Source organism: Paenibacillus sp. URB8-2 (assembly GCF_013393385.1).
GTDB lineage: Bacteria > Bacillota > Bacilli > Paenibacillales > Paenibacillaceae > Paenibacillus_AQ.
The window spans coordinates 681,872-702,526 of record NZ_AP023239.1 but is presented as its reverse complement, the minus strand read 5'-3'; the positions used below and the strand labels follow the sequence as shown (position 1 = coordinate 702,526).

Sequence of the window (20,655 nt, the reverse complement as noted above, 5' to 3'; positions counted from 1 at the left end):
TGCGTTTACTTATTCCCCTTAATCTCTGCACTCAGCCGAATCGGCCTTATGCACCACGTTCTGGGCTTTGGCCTTCTCACTAAAGCCGCCCTGCGATAAATGACCATTCCGCGGGGCAGCCTACCCGCCGGATGCCGCAGCCCATTCCGCGGGGCAGCCTACCCGCCGGATGCCGCAGCGTCCCTTTGATCGAAATAAGCGTTCAGCAGCTTAAGGAAGACATTCGGAAAAGCGTAATTCGCCATGTCTTCGCGTCCGATCCAGCGCATTTCCGCCCGCTCGCCGGCATGGCCAGCCTCGTCGGCGAAAAGCTCGGGCGCCGCGCCCGGATCGGCGGAGTCCGCCGCCGGGAACAGCGCCGGCGGCGAAGCCTCTGCCGGCGCCTCCACGGCCGTACGCTGCGCAGCGTACGGCGCCCGCGCTTCCGCAGCCATCGGCAGCGGAAGCCGTTCCTCCCCGCAGCGGTACACCTGCAGGGTCCAATGGATATGGCTGAACGTGTGCTCGGCAGCCATAAAGTGCTCCTCCGGCCGGGCGGAGATCCCGGCCTCAGCCGGGACCGGCGCAGCCGGTCCATCGCGGCCGCGCCCTCCGGCCGCGCGGCTCCGGCGCCGGCGCCGTCATTCTCCGGCGCCGGCCAGTGCGGCAGCTCCCACATGCGGGCCAGAAGCCCGCTGGACGGTCGCTGCCGGATGAGCACCCGGCCCGCGCGCTCGCCGCGGCCCTCCACCAGGGCCGCCAGCCGCGTTTCTGGGCGCGGCGGCTTGGCCTTGGTCTTGATGGGCAGCGTAGTCTCGCGGCCCGCAAGCCGCCCGGCGCAGCGCTCCATCACCGGGCAGACCAGGCAGCGAGGCGATTTCGGGGTGCAGACAAGCGCCCCGTGCTCCATCAGCGCCTGATTGAAATGAGAGGCCTCGCCGCCGGGAATAAGCTCCTTCGCCAGGCCTTCCATTTTGACCCGGGTCTTGGTCTTGGCAATATCGTCTTCGATCAGAAAGAAGCGGGAGAGCACCCTCATGACATTCCCGTCCACGGCCGGCTCCGGCCGGTTAAAGGCGATGCTGAGAATCGCTCCCGCCGTATAGGGGCCTACCCCCTTGAGGCCGAACACCGCTTCACGGTCGTCCGGAACCTTTCCCCCATAAGCATCCTTCACCTGTCTGGCAGCATGCTGCAAATTACGGGCTCTGGAGTAATAACCGAGTCCCTCCCAGCATTTCAGCACTTCTTCCTCCGCCGCTTCGGCCAAAGACTCGATAGTCGGGAAGCGCCCGATAAAGCGGTTAAAATACGGGATGACCGTATCCACCCTTGTCTGCTGCAGCATAATTTCCGATACCCAGATATGATACGGGTCGCGGGAGCGCCGCCACGGCAAATCGCGCTTCTGTCCGTGGTACCACTCCAGCAGATGACGGCTGAAGAACTCCATATCTTCCCGCCGCTTCATGTCCTGCCCTTCCTCCTGTGCCATGGTCACGCTCCTTGGTGTCAAATTCTTTTGAACAATCCGCTGTGCCGTTATTCCTTCTCCCGCTGTTCAACGACGGCAAAGGCCGACGCCAGACCCCGGGTATGCGTAATCGTAAGATGGATGACGTATGGATACTCTCCTGGCAGACCCAGCCTCGTCCAGGCTTTTTCCGAAAGGACCGCCTCGGGTCTGCCGTTCTCACCGGGGAGGATTTCGATATCCGCAAACCCCAGCGCGGCTCCGATTCCGCTCCCGAACGCCTTGGCCACGGCTTCCTTGGCGGCAAACCGTCCGGCGGCGAATTCGGCCGTAAGGCCGCCGCGGCTTCCGGCCAGGCGAAGCTCGCCCCCGGTCAGAATACGGCGTGTGAGCCTGCCGCCGAGCCGTCCTTTCAGCAGGACGGCAATCCGTTCGATTTCCAGCACGTCATGCCCGATTCCATATATCAAGGGTACACGCTCCTCAAATCTTCTTTTTCCGTAAATCATATGGGGAATGCTATAATAGTATAGTGTTGAGGCAGGCTTTCTGCTATCTTAAGAAGAAATGGCTTATAAATTCTTATATTTTAAAAGAAAACCGCGCCGAAGTCCATGCGCCGCCTCCGCGGCGTATTCGGCGACTGCAATGGAATAGCTGTTCGCATACGAGAGGGGACGTTTTCTGATGAGTCGAAGCACCAATTTTAAAATACCCGCAGGGGATGACGCCGTTCTGCGTTGTACGCGCTTCCCCTCCCGGGGAGCGGCAGCCAGTCTGATCGTGATCGCTCACGGCTATAAAGGCTTCAAGGATTGGGGAATGTTACCTTATGCCGCGGAATCGCTGAGCGGGAAGCATGAGGTCGTCACCTTCAATTTCTCCCATGGCGGGATCGGCGAGGATCTCCAGAATTTCACCGAGCTTGAGAAATTCGCCCGGAATACATACCACCGTGAGCTCAAAGATCTGGAAGTGCTGCTCTCCTATCTCAGCCAGCATCCGAAGCTTGGCGGACTTCCGCTCTTCCTCCTGGGACACAGCCGGGGCGGAGGCGACTGCCTGCTGTATGCTCTTGACCATCCGGGCGAAGTCGCCGGCGTCATCTCCTGGAACGGCGTCACCGATCTGGACCTGTTCACGGAAGAACAGAAGCAGGACATGCGCGAAAAAGGCCGCGCCTATGTCCTGAACGGGCGGACCGGACAGCAAATGCCTCTGGATGCCGTCATTCTGGAGGATTTGGTGCTTCAGAAGCAGCGTTACAATATTATAGAACGGATGCGGACGGCGAAATTTCCGGTTGCGCTCATCCAGGGAAGCAAGGACGGCGCCCGTCTGCGTCAGGGGTCCGAGAAGCTGACCGCCATTAGACCGGATATCGACTGGATTCAAATTCCGGAAGGAGATCATACCTTTGGAACGGTTCATCCGTTTGCCGGGCCTACCCCGCAATTGGAGCAAGCCTTATTCGCGACTGAAGCCTTTATTGACCGGGTGCTGCACTCCTGAATTCCCCGCACGAACACCGCCCGCGGCGGCCAGTCCTCCTGGCGCAAAACTGCCGCGGCTGTGCGGTTAACAAGGCACGGTGCCGATCTTAAATGCCGCGTATGACGCCCCGCTTATGCGCAGTTCTCCGGTAGAATTTCTCCAGCAGTTCCGCAGCTTCGGGCCTCACCGTCTTTCCTTCCAGGTAATCGCTGTTGTCCTCGTATGTAATACCGAGCTCGGCTTCATCCGTCTGTCCGGCCCACAATCCGGCGGTCGGCGCCTTCTCGATGATTTCGGCAGGAACGCCGAGATAAGAGGCCAGCTGGCGGACTTGGCGTTTGTTCAGGGAAGAAAGCGGCGCAATATCTACGGCTCCGTCGCCCCATTTGGTGTAAAAGCCGGTGATCGCTTCGGATGCGTGGTCGGTGCCGACCACGAGCAGGTTGTTCTCAAAGGAGAGCGCATACTGGATCACCATCCGCGTTCTCGCTTTGATATTCCCTTTGCCCTGATGCGTCATATGGCGGTGCTGTCCCATTGCCTTCAGCGCATACTCCGTTTCAAGCGCGATCTCGTCAACAGCATCCTCTATATTCGTCTCCACCGTCTTAAGCCCGAACGTTTGGGCAACCGCGTAGCTGTGTCCGATATCCTCCTGCTCCCCATAAGGCTGGAAGACCCCTAGCGTCATATACTCCCTGCCCTGTTCGGCGGTCAGCTCGTCCGTCGCGCGTTTGCATAAACCAGCGGCCACCGCGCTGTCCACGCCTCCGCTTATCGCAATCAACAGTCCCTTGGTTCCCGATTCCACAATATACGCTTTCAGATAATCGACTCTCTTCCTTACTTCCGCCTCCGCATCGATCGCCGGTTTTACGCCGAGGGCGGCAATGATCTCTTCCTGCATGCTCACAGCATCTCACTCCGTTTCATCACGCTGAAATCTTTTTCAAGAAAGTCTTGTCCGTATATGTCCAAAAATAATCCCGCGGCGCCAAAAAATCGGCGCCGCGGGATGAAATAGCGTGTAAGGTTCTTAGCTTTATTGGCAGTAGCGGTCAAAGATTTCCTTCAGCTCTTCCGCGATTTCGGCAGCTGAGCGGTTCTCCACCCCATGACGCTCAATAAAATGGACCAGTTCTCCATCCTTCATCAAGGCGATTGAAGGGGAAGAAGGCGGGTAAGGAGCGAAATACTCGCGCGCTTTGGCGGTTGCTTCCTTCTCCTGGCCGGCAAAGACGGTGAACAGGTGATCCGGCTTGATCTCATTTTGCAGCGCCTGGGCAACGCCGGGGCGGCATTGTCCGGCGGCACATCCGCAGACAGAGTTGACAACGACAAGCGAGGTTCCCTTGGTGCTTGGCAGTGCGGCTTCCACTTCCTCCGGCGTTCTCAGCTCCGTAAAGCCGATATTGGTCAGATCGTCGCGCATCGGTTGGATTGAATCTCTCATATATTGGTCAAAAGACATGGACATGGTTCTGCACTCTCCTCTACGCTTAATAGCTTGTCAATTAACTTTTTAACAGTGACACTTGCTAACTTTATTATACATTCCTACTCTCCGAAAGCAAGCGGCAGACCTAGCTGCTCCGGCTTTGAAGCGGTTGGCAGGTAGGGCATCCGGTTTCAAACGGTTTCCCGTTTAAACTTCGGCGTACGTCGCTTTCTCCTGAGCCTCGTAAGGAAAGGACACGGTGAAGACCGTTCCGGCTCCCGTGCGGGAATCGACGGAAATCGTACCGCCGTGCCGCTCGACGATACTGAGGCATAGCGGGAGGCCCAGCCCGGTCCCTTGATCCTTGGTGGTGAAGAAAGGAACGAACAGCTTCTCGAGCTCCAGCTCCGACATTCCGCAACCCGTATCCTTTACCAGCAGCTCCACCATTCCCGACTCACAGCGGGTTTCCAGCGTCAGCACTCCCTTCGGCTCCATCGCTTCCATGGCATTGCGTCCCAGGTTCAGAACAACCTGCTTGATTTCCTTAATATTGAGCCGCAGAACCGGCAGGGAATCGCACAGCTTGAGTTCAACGCTTTGCCCGCGAAGATTCGCATCGGCCCACAGCAGCGGCGCCAATTCTTCGATCACATCATGAAGATTGCCGTCCTCCTTGCTGGATATGCCGCTCTGCGCAAGCGACAGAAAGTCGGTAATAATACTGTTGGCCCGGTCCAGCTCATCCATAACAATCTGGTAATAAGAATCCATATCTGAAGGGCTTTTCTCTCTCATCAATTGCAGAAAACCGCGGACCACCGCCATCGGATTGCGAATCTCATGGGTAATCCCAGCCGCCATCTGACCTACCAGCGTCAACCGCTCGACATGGTCCAGTTCGTTTCGGATCAGCTCTTCCTCCGTCACATCTTGAATGACCAGAACCATCCCTCCGATCTGCCCGGGTGCTTGCGGAACCAGGGGAGCGGCAAAAATATGCAGAACTCTTCCTGAGAAAGTTACCCTTTCCATGAACCTGTGTTTAAGAAAAATAATCTCCAGAAGGCGGTCCAATTCCTTTTCCTCGTTGAGCTTCAGCTTATGTATCAGGTCGAACACGGGAAGAAACAGAACATCGCTCCTTTTTATATTAGGCAGCCGATTCTCCAATTTCTTCATCATCGTATCGTTAATGCTGGTAATCTTGTAGTTATCGTCAATGGAAATAATGCTTAAGGGCACCATATTGGTAATCTGTTGGAAATTATCGGTTTCCTGCCTGAATTTCTCGGACATATGAGCCATGCGCTCATCAATTTCCAGCTTGTCCAAGGCAGATTCAATCAAGTAGATCATTAAACCACCCAGCAGGAATCTGAAAAACAGCATGCTTAGGATAAGCACGATTTCATCCGTCTGCAGCCCGGAGTAACTTTTGCCGTCGAGCAGAGGGGCAAGCACTCTAAACAAGGTGCACGATGCCAGCAATCCCCACATAATCGAAATTTTCTCCAAATCCGTTCCCCGCTTGAATCTTTTGGCCAGACTGAATACCAGCGGGAATATTAAAATATTCGAATCAAGCAGAATATGGATCGGCGTGGCCGGATAGGAGAATACACTGGTGCAGCCCAGCAGCAATCCCCCAAGAACAACCCTGGAGCGGAAGCCTCCATATAACATACCGATAAACGCCGGAAGCACTCCCCAGTTTAAATTGACAATCCCGAACAGACTGCTGGACAGCAAAGAGCAAAGAATCAGACTTATTGCACAGACAATCACAAGGAAGGTCTGGTCATCGGGAAATTTGAGATTTCTGCGCGCTGGATGGCTTTGATTCAGCCTCCATTGAAACAACAGCAAAAAAGATGAGGCAGCGGCTATTTGCAGGATTATATCTTTTATCGCAGTTGTAATTGTGATCACCGTCCGAACCGGTTAATTTTATGTACAAGCTTAGATTAAAGCATATCCGTTTAATCTGACAATGAGAGAATACCCTCTAGGGGCGGGACTGGTCCCCTCCGGGGAGGTAATGGTATGATGAGACCTGAATCAAACGCAGCTTTGCAATTTGCAAAAGGAGCCAATTTCATGAGTGAATTCGATGTTATCGTCATCGGCGGCGGACCTTCCGGTCTGATGGCCAGCGTAGCCGCAGCGGAACACGGGGCCTCCGTGCTGCTGATCGACAAGGGAACCAAGCTTGGACGCAAGCTGGGCATCTCCGGCGGAGGTCGCTGCAATGTGACTAATATGAAAGAAACGGCAGAACTGATCGCCCATATTCCGGGAAATGGACGTTTTTTGTACAGCGCGCTCGGCCATTTCGACAACCGTTCCATAGTCGACTTTTTTGAAAATTTGGGTATTCGGTTAAAGGAAGAAGATAACGGCCGAATGTTCCCCGTTTCCGATAAAGCTTCCAGTGTCGTCTCCGCATTGGTCGGCAAAGTAAAAAGTCTCGGCGTTCAGGTCATCACGGACAGTCCCGTCCGCGAAGTGGTTTATGGGAAGGACTGTGTTCACGGCGTCCTTCTCGCTTCGGGAAAAAGGCTGACTGGCCGGGCGGTCATTATAGCGACCGGGGGGAAGTCGGTTCCCCATACCGGTTCCACCGGCGACGGTTATGCCTGGGCCGAAGCGGCGGGCCATACGGTTACGGAGCTGTACCCGACGGAAGTGCCGATTGTATCTCGCGAGGACTGGATTAAATCCGGCGAGCTGCAAGGGCTTTCTCTTCGCGATGTGGCGCTCTCCGTATGGAATGAAAAAGGCAAAAAGCTGATCTCCCACAGGGGCGATATGATTTTTACCCATTTCGGGTTGTCCGGTCCGATTGCGCTGCGCTGCAGCCAGTTTCTGCGGCAGGTTCAGCGCAAGACAGGAAAACAATCCGTCGAACTTTCCATTGATCTGTTCCCCGATATGCGGCCGAATGAGACGGAAGCGCAGCTGCGGGACAGGCTGGAAGCAGAGTCCAAAAAAGCGGTTCGTAACGCGCTAAAGGGGCTGCTGCCGGAACGGCTTATTCCGCTTCTGCTGTCTAAATCCGGAATTGACGGCGACCTTACTGGGCCTCATCTCTCCAAAAGCAACCTTGCGGCGCTCGCCGCCCTAATGAAGCGCATGCCGGTTCTTGCTCACGGTACCCGTCCTTTGGAGGAAGCGTTTGTTACGGGGGGCGGCATCCATTTGAAGGAAGTCGATCCTGGAACCATGCAGTCAAAGCTGATGCCGGGTCTGTATTTCTGCGGTGAAATCCTGGATATACACGGATATACGGGTGGGTATAATATCACTGCGGCTTTCTCTACGGGATATACGGCCGGGATGCATGCCGCCCGGCAGGAAGCCTGAGCGTGGATCTCTAAATATTCAGAGTAATTCCCACTTACCCGGTAAATTCCGGTATGAAACAAAATATTTTGTTAAATTAAACCAGCGTGAACGTACGATGCCCTCGTCGTTCACGCTGGTGCGTTTATCCATTTCGATTTATCTGGCCAGGCGAAAAGCGGTAAATACCCTTGCCGCCATAATACCGATCACCGCGCCGGCGGGGATGAACACCGCCAGCCCCCACCAGCCGTACAGCGGCATTGAGACGGTGGCCGCGCACAGTATAGAAAAAGGAAGAAGGAGAATCGGAACCGCCCGGCTCCCCGCGTCCGCTTTCTGGTCTTTGCTGAACGGGAGCAGCGCAATGAACTCTTCACTGGAAAACACCTTCCAGTACGAGACCAGCCAGGAAGCCATCAATAAGACCAGCACAATGCATACGGCCCATTTCAGCATTCCCGGCACGATCAGAATGGCTATAGCGCCCACCCCGGTAAACTGAAGATACAGCTTGAAATGTCCAGGATTGCGTACAAATGCCTTGATCGATGCACCGGCAAGCCGGCTTTCAGGAGTACCGGGGCGCAGCAGCGGCCGGGATTTATGGAAGATCCACGGCTTATGCCGGGTCGGCCGAGGTTTATCGATGACGCCTCTCAGCAGCAATGCGGCTATTTTCATCCGCTGCTTGAAGTCCTCGCGCACGTCGCCAAGGAACGTGCCCCTTAGGGCAAGCCTTGCCCGCAGCGCGGCAGCCGCCACCGCAGCATACACAACTGCGGCAAGCAGCAGCAGCGCCGGATGAACGCTCCATGCCGCGGCGGCGCGAATGTACAGTCCGCAGGGCAGCCATGCGGCGAGCAGCATCCACATCCACCTGCGCCATCCCTGCTTCTGTACCCTTACATTGTGCACGAGCAGCTTGACGCATGTCCCGCAGCACAGGCTTAAGATCAGCAGCGCTCCCGCGTCCGTTCCGCTCAGCCCGTATCCGCGAACGAGGAACGGCAGCAGGATCAGAAATCCTGCCGTAATTTTCAGCGCCGTGACCGACAGGCTGTAGAAGATCCCGCCCAGCATAACCGTCCGCATCCATTCCTTGCGCTGCCGCAAGAACAGCAGGTCTCCTTCATGCAGCAGCAGCAGAATGCCGCCCTGCATCAGTAAGGCGAGCAGCGCCGGCAGGAGGGCATAGGGCAAGAGTGTGCTCCATGCCGGAATCGGCTCATTCCAGAATCCGTAATAGTATCTTCCGCCCAGCAGCGCCCCCGGTATGATGAGGTATAGAAACACCGTCCAGTCCGCGGCGGTGCGGATGATGCCCAATTGTTCTTTCCAGTGGTGGCCAAGCCGCCTCCGCAGCAAACGCCGGGGTGCAGGGGTGTCATAGCCGTGCCGGTCTTCAATCGGATTGTTCATGGCAAGCCTTCCCTCCCCCATCATGCCAGCTCATCGAAGCAGTCAAAGAGCGAGGCTTCAGGCAGCCCCGCCGCCGCGCGGATATTCTCAAGCGTCCCGGAGGCCGCCACCTTTCCGGCGGAAACGAGCACAAAGGAGTCGCAAATTTTTTCCGCCGTATCCAGCACATGCGTCGACATCAGCACCCCGGCTCCGCGCCGCCGCTCCGTCTCCAGCAGACGCAGGAAGTCCTTGGTCGCGCGGGGGTCGAGGCCGATGAACGGCTCGTCTACGATATAAACGTCAGGCTGCGCAAGAAAGCCGAGCATCAGCATCATTTTTTGCTTCATCCCTTTGGAGAAGCCCGCCGGCAGATCGTCGCGCACATGCTCCATGCCGAACTGACGGAGCAGACGCTGCGCCGCCTCCTTGAATTGTCCGTAATCCAGCCCGTAAGCGGCAGCAGACAGGTCAAGATGCTCCCACAGCGTCAGATCCTCGTAAAATACCGGCTGCTCCGGCACATAGGCGTAAGAACCGCCTCCCAAACCGCCAATCTCCACCTTGGCCTTCGCATGCTTCAACAAGCCGAGCAGGGTCTTGATTGTAGTGCTTTTGCCGGCTCCGTTCGGACCGATCAGTCCAAGCAGCTGACCGCGACGGACGGTAAACGAAATATCCGCGATACGAATATCTCCTTCCTCGTACCCCGCTTCGGCTATGGTAACGTCCAGTACAATATCCGGCTGCTCCCGTCCCGTTTCTTTATCTTCCAACTGTTCCATCTCCCAGTAATGTCTAAATAATAAAGGTCAACGCCGCATTCCCGCGTCGGACACTAATACACATATTACCACTTGATCACAGCTTTTGCAGCAACTCCTGATTAGTACGCAGCCGCATTCTCTCCGGCGGTTCCGGCGCCGGCCGCTTGATCCCTGCGGTCGATATAGCCCCGGAGCGTCAGCATCGCCGCGCCCAGCAGCAGGGTAAGCAATCCGGAGACGATAAAGGCGGCTACCGGACCCGACGCCGTAACGAGCGCCCCGCCGGCCACCGGTCCCAAAATGACGGACGCGCTGGCCAGACTGTTGACTGTTCCGAAAACCCGGCCGGTATAGGCTTCGGGTGTCCGCTTTTGCAGCATCGACTGAAACGGAATGAAGACAAGCCCCGCTCCTGCCCCTGCGAGCAGAAAGGCGGAGAATAAAATAATATAAATGACCGCTCCCGGTTCGCCGTAAGCGGTCGCCACGGCTGCCCCGGCGAATACCGCTCCCATCAATACGGCGCCAAGGCCCATGAAGAGAAGCGGAGGCCGCGAGCTGCCCATCCGTCCGACCAGCAGCGCGGCGATCAGCGTGCCCAGCCCGCTTGCCCCTACGCACCAGCCCAGCAGATCGCCGCTGACGCCGGGAATGATCCGAAACAGCGTCACAAGCTGCGAATCGGCGATATTCAGCACGAGCAGAACGGATACGAGCATAAGAATGCCGCTCAGCACAGCGGGCATTCCGGCAATCATCCGCAGACCCGTCGCCATCTCACTGCGGAAAGACGGCCGGTTTCCGGGGCGTCCTTCCGCCCGATCCTCAGATTCCAATCTCCGCCCCCGCGGCAGGGCGACCAGAATCGCAGCCGATACGAGAAACGTCGCGGCGTCGATTAGATAGCAGACGGAGATGCCGAACATCGCTACAAGCAGACCCCCGAGAGCGGGCCCGATTATTTTCGTGATTTGCTCAATGGAGGAGCTTAAGCTAACCGCGGCATCCATTTGCGAAGCGGGAACCAGTTCTTTAAGCTTGCCGCTTTTGGCCGGCGAGAAGATGACGTCCATCGTTCCCTTCAGCAGCAGCAGCACATAGACTTGGGTCAGCGACCCGGCGAATACGAGCGAGGCAACGATAACCGCGCGGACCACATCCGAGCCGATCATCAGCGCCTTGCGGTTCAGCCGGTCGGCGGCCACTCCGGCGAACGGCCCGCCAAGCAGCATTGGAGCGGCCATGCACAGCGAGATAGCCGTGATCTCCCAGGGCGTGGCGTTCCACTTCAAGCCGACCATCGTCAGCAGCGCGAGCACGTGGAGCCAATCGCCCACATTCGATACGAGCTGCGCCGAGAGCAGCAGCGTCAGCGGGCGGCCCAGCTTCAGCTTGCTTTTTTGTTCATTGGGATTGCTCCGATCTTTCATTTCATTTCACTCCTATCGTCCCTTTTGGTCTATACAGCCATATTAAGACAACAGGCGCCGTTCACCATCGGTCCCGGGGTGTAATCGCCTCTACCCGCAAAGGCCGATTTTAGTCTCAGCACAGAGAACGAAAGCATTTTGATTTTTAATAATTAAAAGTTGCTCATTGTGACAAATCACATGTTTTTCTTCAATTTTTTAACGTATTGTATGGATATATACAGGTTCGCTGCACAGGTGACCGTGCTTTCAGGATGAGATTGTTCAACCCTGCGGGCGGCCCGCACGAAGAATTGAAAAAAAAGGGTGAGAGATGCATGATACAATCCTATGAACGCGATACCCAGCTGACGCTGCACTTGTACCGGGTGTTCGCCAAGTCTTTCAAGAGTATCAATGAGCATGCCGTAATCGGAAGTAAAATCGAAGGGTTCAATCCGACGGCCTTTGCCGTCATGGAAGTGCTCTACTATAAAGGACCGCAGCCTATCCAGCAGATCGGCGCCAAGCTGCTGCTCCAAAGCGGAAACGTCACTTACGTCATCGACAAGCTTGAAGAGCGCGGCTATTTGCAGCGCAAGCCCTGCCCTACCGACCGCCGCGTTATTTTTGCGGAACTGACGGCCGAGGGAGAGCGCCTGATGAACGATATGTACCCGAAATATTCGGAACGCATCCATCTCGCCTTCAGCGGACTGAACGACGAGGAGAAAGAGCAGATGATCGTTCTGCTGAAAAAGATGGGCCTACAGGCGGAGAAGCTGTCTCCGCTTCCGCGTAAATAAACACAGGCTGTCGGTTCTGCACCGGCTATCCGCACAAAAGCGGCTGCACCACCCTTTGTAAGGGCGGCGCAGCCGCTTTTTTCTTGTAATCATAATCATGCTTTAAGCTCGCCAGCACAGCTCCAGGAGCATGCATTTGCCCGCCGCAGTGCGGCGAAAAGCTAAGGTTGGAAGACATTGTTCGCAAATAGTCTGCTCCAGGTGTACACCAAGCGGTTGGGGAGGTATGCTAGCCTAAACCTTCTTTAGAGACAGCCCCCCGGCTTTCAGGCGCCGGAACTCCGCTGCGGAGACCCGCCGAAATCAGCAGGGACAGCCCGGCGATGACGGCCATAACGATAAAGAGCGAATGCAGGCCGCCTTCCAGCGCGGTCCGCAGGACTTCGCCCGCCCTCTCGGACAGCGATTCTCCGGCTTGGGCGTTCAGCAGCTTGTTGATGTCTTCTCCCGAGACCCCGACCGAAGGAGAGCCCTTCAGCATGTGGTCGATTCGCAGGTTCAGCCATGAGCCGAACACGGCCACCCCGACCGTCTGTCCGAGCGAGCGTGTGAACGTATTCAGCGCCGTCGAAGCTCCGCGCATGCCATACCCGACCGAGGACTGGGCGATAATCGTGAAGACGGTCGAGCAATAGCCGAAGCCGACGCCGCAGAGCAGCATCAGGACAAGCATCAAAAAGCGGGATGAGCCCTGGGACAACATTGCCAGGCCGAAGGCCCCCGCTAAGATCAGCGCAAGGCCAAGCATGGCCGTTCTGCGCGAGCCTTCGCGCAGAATCATACGCCCGCCCGCCACGGAGCCGAACATCCAGCCGACTGACAACGGAGCGAGCAGCAGGCCTGACAACGCCGCGCTGCCTCCATCCACCCCCTGCACCCAGAGCGGCACATACGTGGACAGCCCGATAACCAGTGTGCTGATCAGCAGATTTGCGCCTGTCGAGAACGCGATATTGCGGACCCGGAACAATCTTAAGGGCAGTATTGGCTCAGGAACGCGCCGCTCCACGGCCCAAAAAGCGGCCAGCAGCAGCACGGAGGCCGCGAGCACGGTGATCAGCAGCGGCGAGTTCCACGGGAAGTTCTGTCCGCCCGTGGACAGGCCGAACAGCAGCGCGCCCATGCCCGCCGCGAACAGCAGCACACCGGCTATGTCGATCTCGGTCTTGCGGCGTATCCGTTCTTCTTTCAAATAGCGGGCGATAAAGGCAATCGCCAGCAGGCCGAACGGCAGGTTAAAGACAAAAACCCAGCGCCAGCTCAGGTAATCCACCACATAACCGCCCAGCAGCGGGCCGACAAGAGAGGAGATTCCCCATACCGAGCTGAGCATGCCCTGAGTTCTGGCCCGCTCCTCGATACTGTATATATCGCCGATAATCGTAAACGTCATCGGAATCAGCGCTCCCGCTCCCATCCCCTGCAGCGCGCGAAAGGCCACGAGCTGCTCCATGCTCTGCGACAGGCCGCACAGCAGTGAGCCTGTCAGAAACACAACCGCGCCCCCTATAAATACGGGCTTCCGGCCGAACAGATCGCTGATTTTGCCGAAAATCGGCGTAGCCACCGCCATTGCCAGCAGATAAGCGGTAAATATCCAACTGAGCCACTGCATGCCTTCAAAATCGCCGACAATGGCCGGTCCCGCGGGGCCGGTTACGGTGCCTTCAATCGCGGCCAGGAAGGTCGCCAGCAGCACCCCTGTCAATATAAGCCCGCGTTCTGTCATTCCCGGTAACTTCATGAATCATTATCCTTCTCTCTCTGATATTCAACCAAACCATTCTTTGCGCAGCAGCGCATATAAGTCAACATCCTGAAACCCGGACGGTGTATGGCGGTACTCGTGCAGCGTTCCTTCCCGGCGAAAGCCAAGTGAAGTGAGCAGCCGGCCCGACCGGAGGTTGGCCGGCTGGCACTGCGCCTCCACCCGGTTGAGCCTCATCTCTTCGAAGCCGTAGCCCAGCGCCAGCGTCAGCGCTTCGCGCATATAGCCTTGGCCCCAGAATGCGGGGGCCAGCTCGCAGCCTATCTCGCCGCGGAAGGCCCCCGCGAGCTGCCAGCTGTTATAGCCGCAGCTGCCGATCACTTCTCCGCCGGAAAGTTCGATGCTCCAGCGCAGGCTCTCCTCCCCGCTCTCCATCTCCAGCAGCAGCCGGATCAATTCTTCCGCTTCCGCCCTTGAGGTCAGCGGCTGGATTCCAAGCCAGCAGGCCGCTTCCGGGTGGGACCAGCAGTGAAGAAGCGCGCCGGCATCTTCCTGTCTTAAAGCCCGCAGTGTCAGCCTGCGGCCGGTTAGCACAGGCGCCGTTCCGCTGTGCTCCTTCATCCCCTCGCCCCCTTTTAACCTGTCAATTATACCCTATTTTCGAGACAACAAAAATAGCGCCCGCACAGGAGGGCAGCACGCCTTCCGTTACTGACGCCATTATTATAATGAATGTCCGCTCCGCCATTGTCCGGGTAACCCCCGCTTCCTTGATTCAGCCGGTAGTTCCTGCAGCCTTGACCGGCTTCAGAACCTCGCTGCACACCAATTCCAGCTTGGCCAGAATTTCCTTGAACTCCTCGATTCCCGTACCTGTAATGCTGTACTCCTCGCCATGGGCGGTCAGGAAGTTTTCCTGCGTCAAACGCTCCAGTTCCTGCTTGACCTCCCGCTCGCCTATACGGTACCCGTATTTCTCAAGCTCATTCTGCATATCCGCTACCGTCAGGTCCCGCTCGCGGGCGTAATAAAGCATGTGGATTCCTATGAACATGTTCTGTACATCGGCGCGCATGTTTCACTCCTTCCGGCAATAAGCCTTCCTTTATTTATGAATTCATTACCCTCTGGCCAGGGCCGGGAAACACTCATTGGGAAAGAACGGAAAAGGGAGACTACAGCCCGGGCAATCCATAAATTTGATAAACAAAAGATTTAAATTTTGACAATACTGCGCCAAAGCTTGACGGCTGCTTAACGGCTGTACTATGTTGATAGTTACAACAGTTTACTTATTTAAGACTGACTTCATATACAGAAAGGTGATGCTCCATGTTTCAGGCCATGCCTTATGACGGAACGCGCAGCGAGCGGTTTGAAGCCGTGCTGGCTCAGCTCGGGGCCTTGATGAAAGACGAACCGAACGCGATCGCGAATTTGGCCAATGCTGCGGCGCTGCTCAAGTTCTCCCTTACGGATACGAACTGGGCCGGCTTCTACCTGTATGACGGGAATGAGCTTGTGCTCGGCCCGTTTCAGGGACTGCCGGCCTGCATCCGCATCCCGCTCGGCCGCGGGGTGTGCGGAACGGCGGCGAACGAGCGCCGGACGCTTGTCGTGGATGATGTGCACGCCTTTCCGGGGCATATCGCCTGCGACGCCGCATCCAACAGCGAGGTTGTCGTTCCGCTGATCAAGGACGGCCAGCTGCTGGGCGTGCTTGATATCGACAGCCCGCTCAAGCACCGGTTCGACGATGAGGAACGCCGGTTTCTGGAGCGCTTTGCGGCCATGGTCTCCGAGGTTCTCTGACATTTGCCCATCAGCCTGCAATATGGCGCTCCCCAGTAGTTCCTGCATATACAAAAATAACGGCTGCGCTCCCGATTCCCCGGGGCGCAGCCGTTTGTCGTTATCCTTCTTTCCGCCTTTTGTCCGATTCCAATGGTTTACAGCGGCACCTGACGGATGTTCCAGATTTCGGACGCATACCGGCTAATCGTATTGTCACTTGAGAATTTGCCGGAGTGGCCGATATTGATGATCGATTTCTTCAACCAGCCGGCGCGGTTGCGGTAGGCGCGGTCGATTTCCACATGCGTCTCGACGTAGCTCGGAAAATCCTTCAGCACGAAAAATTCGTCGTTATTATCAAGCAGCGAATGGAAAATATGCTCGAAATCCTGGTGGTAGCAGCAGATCGGTCCCGGCGTAATAAGCTGGTCCAACACTTCCTTCACCCGGCTGTCGCTGCTGTACATGCCGCGCGCGTTATAACCGCCGTATTGGTAATAATCCAAGACCTGCTCAGCGCGCAGTCCGAACATGAACATATTGTCGTTGCCGATCATTTCGTTCATCTCGACATTGGCTCCGTCCATTGTTCCGATGGTCAGCGCGCCGTTCATCATGAACTTCATATTACCGGTGCCCGACGCTTCCTTGCTCGCCGTCGAGATCTGCTCGCTGACATCGGCAGCTGGAATGATCTTCTCGGCCAGCGACACCGAGTAGTTCTCCAGAAAGAAGATACGGATTTTGCCTTTCACGTCGGAATCCTTATTGACGATATCGGCAACGGTATTGATCAGCTTGATGATTCGTTTGGCTAAATGATAGCTTGGAGCGGCTTTGGCGCCGAAAATAAACGTGCGCGGCACCATATCGATCGTCGGACTGGCCTTGATCTGATTGTAAAGATGCATGATATGCAGGATATTAAGCAGTTGGCGCTTATAGGCATGCAGCCGCTTGACCTGCACATCGAAGATGGAATCCGGGTCGACCATTACGTTATGCCGGCTCTTGATGTATTCCGCCAGACGCAGCTTGTTCTTCCGTTTGATATCGGCTACCTTTTGCTGAAATGAGGAATCCTCGCAGTATTTGATCAAACCGATCATTTCCTGCGGATGCGTCATCCAGCGCGAGCCAATCGCATCGGTGATTAAACCGGCCAAATCCTGGTTGGCATGCATCAGCCACCGCCGGTGAGTAATGCCGTTAGTCTTGTTGTTGAACCGGCGCGGATACAGCTCGTCGAACAGTCTCATTTCCCGTTTTCGCAAAATATCCGTATGCAGCGCGGCCACGCCGTTGACGCTGTGGCTGCCGACAATGGCCAGATGCGCCATCCGGACCTGGTCGTCGTAAATAATCGCCATTTGCGAAATCCGGTTATGGTCGCCGGGATAGCGTCTCAACAGTTCGCCGCAGAACCTTGTGTTAATCTCCTCGATGATGAGATAGACCCGGGGCACCAATTCGCGGACCATGTTCACCGGCCATTTCTCCAGCGCTTCGCTAAGAATCGTATGGTTGGTATAAGAAACCATGCGAGTCGTTATATCCCAGGCCTCATCCCATTCAAGGCCTCTGTCATCCATCAGAATCCGCATCAGTTCCGGAATCACGAGTGTAGGATGCGTATCGTTGATATGAAGCGCCACCTTGTCCGGAAGCTCGGACAGGGGAAGTCCCAGCTTCCCGAAGGTTCGGAGAATACTTTGCAGGCCTGCGCTGCACAGGAAATATTGCTGCTTCAGACGCAGCAGCTTACCCTCGTATTCGGAATCGTCCGGGTACAGAAATTCAGAAATGGATTCCACCGAGCGTTTATACTCGAGGAATTTGTGGTAGTCCGTGCCGGGCTCCAGACCGAAGGCTTTGTCCGGCCGGAGAATCGACTCGGCGCTCCAGTTGCGCAGTGTATTGACATGCCGCCGGTCGGCGCCGATGATCGGCACATCATACGGGACCGCGCGCACCGCCTCGTAATCCTTGTGCCGGAACACGAGTTTTTCGCCCACCTTATCGATATCGACGCGTCCCCAGAATCTGACTTCCACGCTCTTGTCTTCCCGCCGGACTTCCCATACGTTATCTTTTTGCAGCCAGTAATCGGGCAGTTCCACTTGATACCCGTCAACGATCTTCTGCTCGAACAGGCCGTATTTGTAACGGATGCCGCAGCCATGCCCCGCATACTGCAGGGAAGCCAGCGAATCTAGGAAGCAGGCCGCGAGCCGCCCTAAGCCGCCGTTGCCAAGGCCTGCGTCCGCTTCCTCCTCCTCGACATCCTGAAGAGAGAAGCCCAGTTCCGAAAGTCCGTCCCGGACCATCTCCAGAACCCCCATATTCAGCAGGTTATTGCCCAGCAGCCTACCGATCAGGAATTCCATGGAGAAATAGTAAACCTGCTTTTCCTTGCCGGCCTTGTATTTCAGGTTCGTATTCGCCCAATTCTTCCCAGCCTGCGCGCGGACCATACTGCCCAGAATATGATAAACATCGGCGTTCACTGCTTCTTCCAGCGGCTTGCCCAGCTTCCCGACCAAATCATCGACAAATGCTACTTTGAATGCTTCTTTATCGGTAAACAACAAGCAGGTTCCTCCTGACACTGGATGTTTTGCTGACCTTACATTTTGCTGCTCTTAGCTATGACAAACGGACGCTTGCTGTCGCCGACGAGAATCCGTTCCCGGCTAAGCTGCACGTCTTTATCCAAGATAACGTTCTCTATGACAGCGTCCTCTTCGATAATGCATTTCTGCATGATAACGGAGTTCAAAACTTTCGCACCCTTGCGGATTTGGACGCCGCGGAAAATAACGCTGTTCTCCACCGTGCCCGCGATGACGCAGCCGTTCGCCACAAGCGAATTGCTTACATTGGCGCTTTCCAGATAGTGGGTCGGAGCTTCGTATTTGATTTTGGTCTGGATCAGATTGTCACGGAATAAATCCGTGTATTCTTTCTGGTTCAACAGTTCCATGCTGTTCTTGTAATAACTGGATACAGAGTTAATGACAGCGTGATAGCCTGTATATTCAAAAGCGGCAATCTTGAGCTTATCGCGTCTCTTCTGTATGGCATCCCGGAAGAAGAAGCTTTCTCCGTGGGCGATGCAGTACTCCACCTGTTCGAGGAACAATTCTTTTTCCATGATGAACATATCCATATAAATATTCGGATGGTTCTTCTCATGATGAATATTCGTCACATTGCCTTCTCCATCCACCTCAAGACGCAGGCACGGATCATGCTCCGGCTCAAGCTGGTCGACTTTTTTGTACACAAGCGTGACGTCTGCGCCTTTTTGCAGGTGGTAGCTGTAGAGCTCCTGAACATCGATCGTGTTGATATGCTGGCTTCCGGAATGCACAATGTACTTGGCGGATGCCCGTTTAAAGAAGTCCAGGTTGTTGTGAAAATGCTGCAAATCGCCCAAAGACGTGTCTGTCGGGTCGTTCCAGTCGGGAGGCAAAATAAACAAACCGCCGTGCTTGCGGTTCATATCCCATGATTTCCCGTCGCCCAGATGGTCCATCAGGGAGCGGTATTTGCGGCGCACAAACAGTCCCACGCTCTCCAGTTCGGCACGCATCATATTGGAGAGGACAAAATCAATCAGACGATAGCGGCTGGCAAAAGGCACGGCTGCGCCGCAGCGGAAATAGGTTAGTTCGTTTAAATGGTCCAATTCATGATCAAGATTGATTACTCCCATGAGCTGTTTCATCGAGTTCACCGTCCTCTTTATGATTATATGGTTTTGGCCGGAACCGATTTCCGTTTTTTGCTGCGGTTGTCGATCAACAGGATTTCATCCTCGTTCTCCCGGTCCGTTCCGATTTCCAGATAATCCTCAATCACCGTATTTTCGCTGATAATGGCTTTGTGTATGTGAACATTTTTGCCGATTTTGACCTTGGGCATAATGACGGAATCCGTGATTACGCTGCCCTCGCCGATCTCGACGCCGTAAAAGAGCACGGAATGCTTCACTTCGCCGCGAACAATGCAGCCCTCGTTGATAATGGAGCCCGACACTTTCGCTCCCGGAGCCACATATTGGGCGGGCTGGTTCGGATTGCGAGTATAAATTCTCCAGGACGGATCGTTAAGGTTAAGCGGCGGGTTGTCGCTCAGCAGATCCATATTGGCTTCCCAGAGACTGTTCACCGTGCCGACGTCTCTCCAGTAACCTTCGTACGGATAGGCGTACATCGATTTGCCCTTCGACAGTAGCGCCGGGATGATATCCTTGCCGAAATCGTGGGAGGAAAGCGCATCCTCTCCATCCTCCAGCAGAGCGCGACGAAGAACATCCCATTTGAAGATATAAACCCCCATGGAAGCCAAAGTGCTCTTGGGCTTTGCGGGTTTTTCTTCGAATTCGTAAATTTTCAGGTCTTCTTCCGTGTTAAGTATGCCGAAACGGCTTGCTTCTTCAAGCGGGACGTCAATGACCGAAATAGTGCAGTCGGCCTTTCTTTCCTTATGGTATTCAAGCATAGCGTTATAGTTCATTTTGTATATATGGTCACCCGAAAGGATGAGCACATGCTCAGGGTCGAATTGATCGACAAATTTAAGATTCCGGTAAATTGCGTCAGCCGTTCCCCGATACCAGCTGCTGCCGTCTTCGCGTTCATGCGGAGGCAGTACGAATACTCCCCCGTTCTTGCGGTTGAGATCCCAGTCGCTGCCGATGCCGATATAGGAACTCAGCACAAGGGGTTCATATTGAGTCAATACGCCAACTGTGTCTATTCCGGAATTCGTGCAATTGCTGAGGGGAAAATCAATGATCCGGTAGGTGCCCCCAAAATAGACAGCGGGTTTGGCAATCGATTTGGTCAAGCCCTTCAATCTTTTGCCTTGACCACCAGCCAGAAGCATGGCCACCATTTCTTTTTTCTTCATTTGGAAGAGCCTCCTTGACTTGGGGTAGTAAAGCTTCTTCAATAAATGGAATAAAATGATTGGTGCGAAGCAAAGACAGCGCGAAAAGCGTTCCTAATGCATTGTACTGAATAACAGACCGTT

17 protein-coding genes and 1 pseudogene are annotated in these 20,655 nt (G+C 55.4%); 4 read left to right on the top strand and 14 right to left on the bottom strand.

Features of this window, described 5'->3' with window-relative positions:
- Positions 1-158 precede the first annotated feature (158 nt).
- Together mutY and acpS are read right to left on the bottom strand one after the other, a co-directional pair.
- A pseudogene (mutY, locus tag PUR_RS03295) lies at positions 159-1,450 on the bottom strand (A/G-specific adenine glycosylase).
- A gap of 71 nt (positions 1,451-1,521) precedes the next feature.
- On the bottom strand, positions 1,522-1,923 hold the full coding sequence (acpS, locus tag PUR_RS03290) for a holo-ACP synthase (RefSeq protein ID WP_179034013.1): 402 nt from the start codon (positions 1,921-1,923) through the stop codon (positions 1,522-1,524).
- Positions 1,924-2,140: 217 nt separating this feature from the next.
- Between acpS and PUR_RS03285 the strand changes: the two genes are divergently transcribed.
- Complete coding sequence (locus tag PUR_RS03285; RefSeq protein WP_179034012.1) at positions 2,141-2,965, top strand: alpha/beta hydrolase family protein; 825 nt, start codon at positions 2,141-2,143, stop codon at positions 2,963-2,965.
- Positions 2,966-3,053: 88 nt separating this feature from the next.
- Here PUR_RS03285 and nadE read toward each other — a convergent pair whose 3' ends face one another.
- The 3 genes from nadE to PUR_RS03270 all read right to left on the bottom strand — a co-directional run bounded on the left by nadE (position 3,054) and on the right by PUR_RS03270 (position 6,137).
- Positions 3,054-3,860, bottom strand: a complete 807-nt coding sequence (gene nadE, locus PUR_RS03280) for an ammonia-dependent NAD(+) synthetase (RefSeq protein ID WP_179034011.1) — start codon at positions 3,858-3,860, stop codon at positions 3,054-3,056.
- Positions 3,861-3,989: 129 nt separating this feature from the next.
- Positions 3,990-4,424 carry a BrxA/BrxB family bacilliredoxin gene (locus PUR_RS03275; protein ID WP_179034010.1) on the bottom strand — a complete coding sequence of 145 codons (435 nt, stop codon included), beginning with the start codon at positions 4,422-4,424 and terminating at the stop codon, positions 3,990-3,992.
- Between the two features lie 168 nt (positions 4,425-4,592).
- Entirely contained in the window at positions 4,593-6,137 is a 1,545-nt protein-coding gene (locus PUR_RS03270; protein ID WP_232101701.1) for a two-component system sensor histidine kinase NtrB, read from the bottom strand.
- 348 nt (positions 6,138-6,485) lie between these two features.
- On the opposite strand from PUR_RS03270, the gene PUR_RS03265 reads away from it, so the two are divergent.
- Complete coding sequence (locus tag PUR_RS03265) at positions 6,486-7,751, top strand: BaiN/RdsA family NAD(P)/FAD-dependent oxidoreductase (protein WP_179034008.1); 1,266 nt, start codon at positions 6,486-6,488, stop codon at positions 7,749-7,751.
- A gap of 138 nt (positions 7,752-7,889) precedes the next feature.
- Here PUR_RS03265 and PUR_RS03260 read toward each other — a convergent pair whose 3' ends face one another.
- The 3 genes from PUR_RS03260 to PUR_RS03250 form a co-directional block, all read right to left on the bottom strand.
- Positions 7,890-9,152: an ABC transporter permease gene (locus PUR_RS03260; RefSeq protein ID WP_179034007.1), complete on the bottom strand. Its 1,263-nt coding sequence runs from the start codon at positions 9,150-9,152 to the stop codon at positions 7,890-7,892.
- 20 nt (positions 9,153-9,172) lie between these two features.
- Complete coding sequence (locus PUR_RS03255) at positions 9,173-9,916, bottom strand: ABC transporter ATP-binding protein (RefSeq protein ID WP_179034006.1); 744 nt, start codon at positions 9,914-9,916, stop codon at positions 9,173-9,175.
- Positions 9,917-10,017: 101 nt separating this feature from the next.
- Entirely contained in the window at positions 10,018-11,328 is a 1,311-nt protein-coding gene (locus PUR_RS03250; protein ID WP_179034005.1) for an MFS transporter, read from the bottom strand.
- A gap of 317 nt (positions 11,329-11,645) precedes the next feature.
- Here PUR_RS03250 and PUR_RS03245 point away from each other — a divergent pair, with 317 nt between their 5' ends.
- Complete coding sequence (locus PUR_RS03245) at positions 11,646-12,113, top strand: MarR family winged helix-turn-helix transcriptional regulator (RefSeq protein ID WP_025691115.1); 468 nt, start codon at positions 11,646-11,648, stop codon at positions 12,111-12,113.
- Between the two features lie 229 nt (positions 12,114-12,342).
- On the opposite strand, the gene PUR_RS03240 is transcribed toward PUR_RS03245, so the two are convergent.
- The 3 genes from PUR_RS03240 to PUR_RS03230 all read right to left on the bottom strand — a co-directional run bounded on the left by PUR_RS03240 (position 12,343) and on the right by PUR_RS03230 (position 14,896).
- Complete coding sequence (locus tag PUR_RS03240) at positions 12,343-13,857, bottom strand: MDR family MFS transporter (protein ID WP_179034004.1); 1,515 nt, start codon at positions 13,855-13,857, stop codon at positions 12,343-12,345.
- Positions 13,858-13,884: 27 nt separating this feature from the next.
- Positions 13,885-14,442, bottom strand: coding sequence for a GNAT family N-acetyltransferase (locus PUR_RS03235; RefSeq protein WP_179034003.1), 558 nt, complete (start codon positions 14,440-14,442; stop codon positions 13,885-13,887).
- A gap of 154 nt (positions 14,443-14,596) precedes the next feature.
- Positions 14,597-14,896 (bottom strand): hypothetical protein, encoded by a 300-nt coding sequence (locus tag PUR_RS03230; RefSeq protein ID WP_179034002.1) that lies wholly within the window; start codon positions 14,894-14,896, stop codon positions 14,597-14,599.
- 257 nt (positions 14,897-15,153) lie between these two features.
- Between PUR_RS03230 and PUR_RS03225 the strand changes: the two genes are divergently transcribed.
- The gene (locus tag PUR_RS03225) at positions 15,154-15,633 is read left to right on the top strand and encodes a GAF domain-containing protein (protein WP_179034001.1); all 480 of its coding nucleotides are present in this window, start codon (positions 15,154-15,156) and stop codon (positions 15,631-15,633) included.
- Between the two features lie 137 nt (positions 15,634-15,770).
- Here the strand turns inward: PUR_RS03225 and PUR_RS03220 are convergent, their stop codons facing one another.
- Genes PUR_RS03220 through PUR_RS03210 form a run of 3 tightly spaced genes read right to left on the bottom strand, consistent with a single transcriptional unit; the run spans position 15,771 to position 20,532 of the window.
- Positions 15,771-18,203, bottom strand: coding sequence for a glycogen/starch/alpha-glucan phosphorylase (locus tag PUR_RS03220; RefSeq protein WP_179034000.1), 2,433 nt, complete (start codon positions 18,201-18,203; stop codon positions 15,771-15,773).
- 38 nt (positions 18,204-18,241) lie between these two features.
- Positions 18,242-19,345: a glucose-1-phosphate adenylyltransferase subunit GlgD gene (gene glgD, locus PUR_RS03215; protein WP_179033999.1), complete on the bottom strand. Its 1,104-nt coding sequence runs from the start codon at positions 19,343-19,345 to the stop codon at positions 18,242-18,244.
- 23 nt (positions 19,346-19,368) lie between these two features.
- Positions 19,369-20,532, bottom strand: coding sequence for a glucose-1-phosphate adenylyltransferase (locus tag PUR_RS03210; RefSeq protein WP_179033998.1), 1,164 nt, complete (start codon positions 20,530-20,532; stop codon positions 19,369-19,371).
- Between the last annotated feature and the right edge of the window lie 123 nt (positions 20,533-20,655).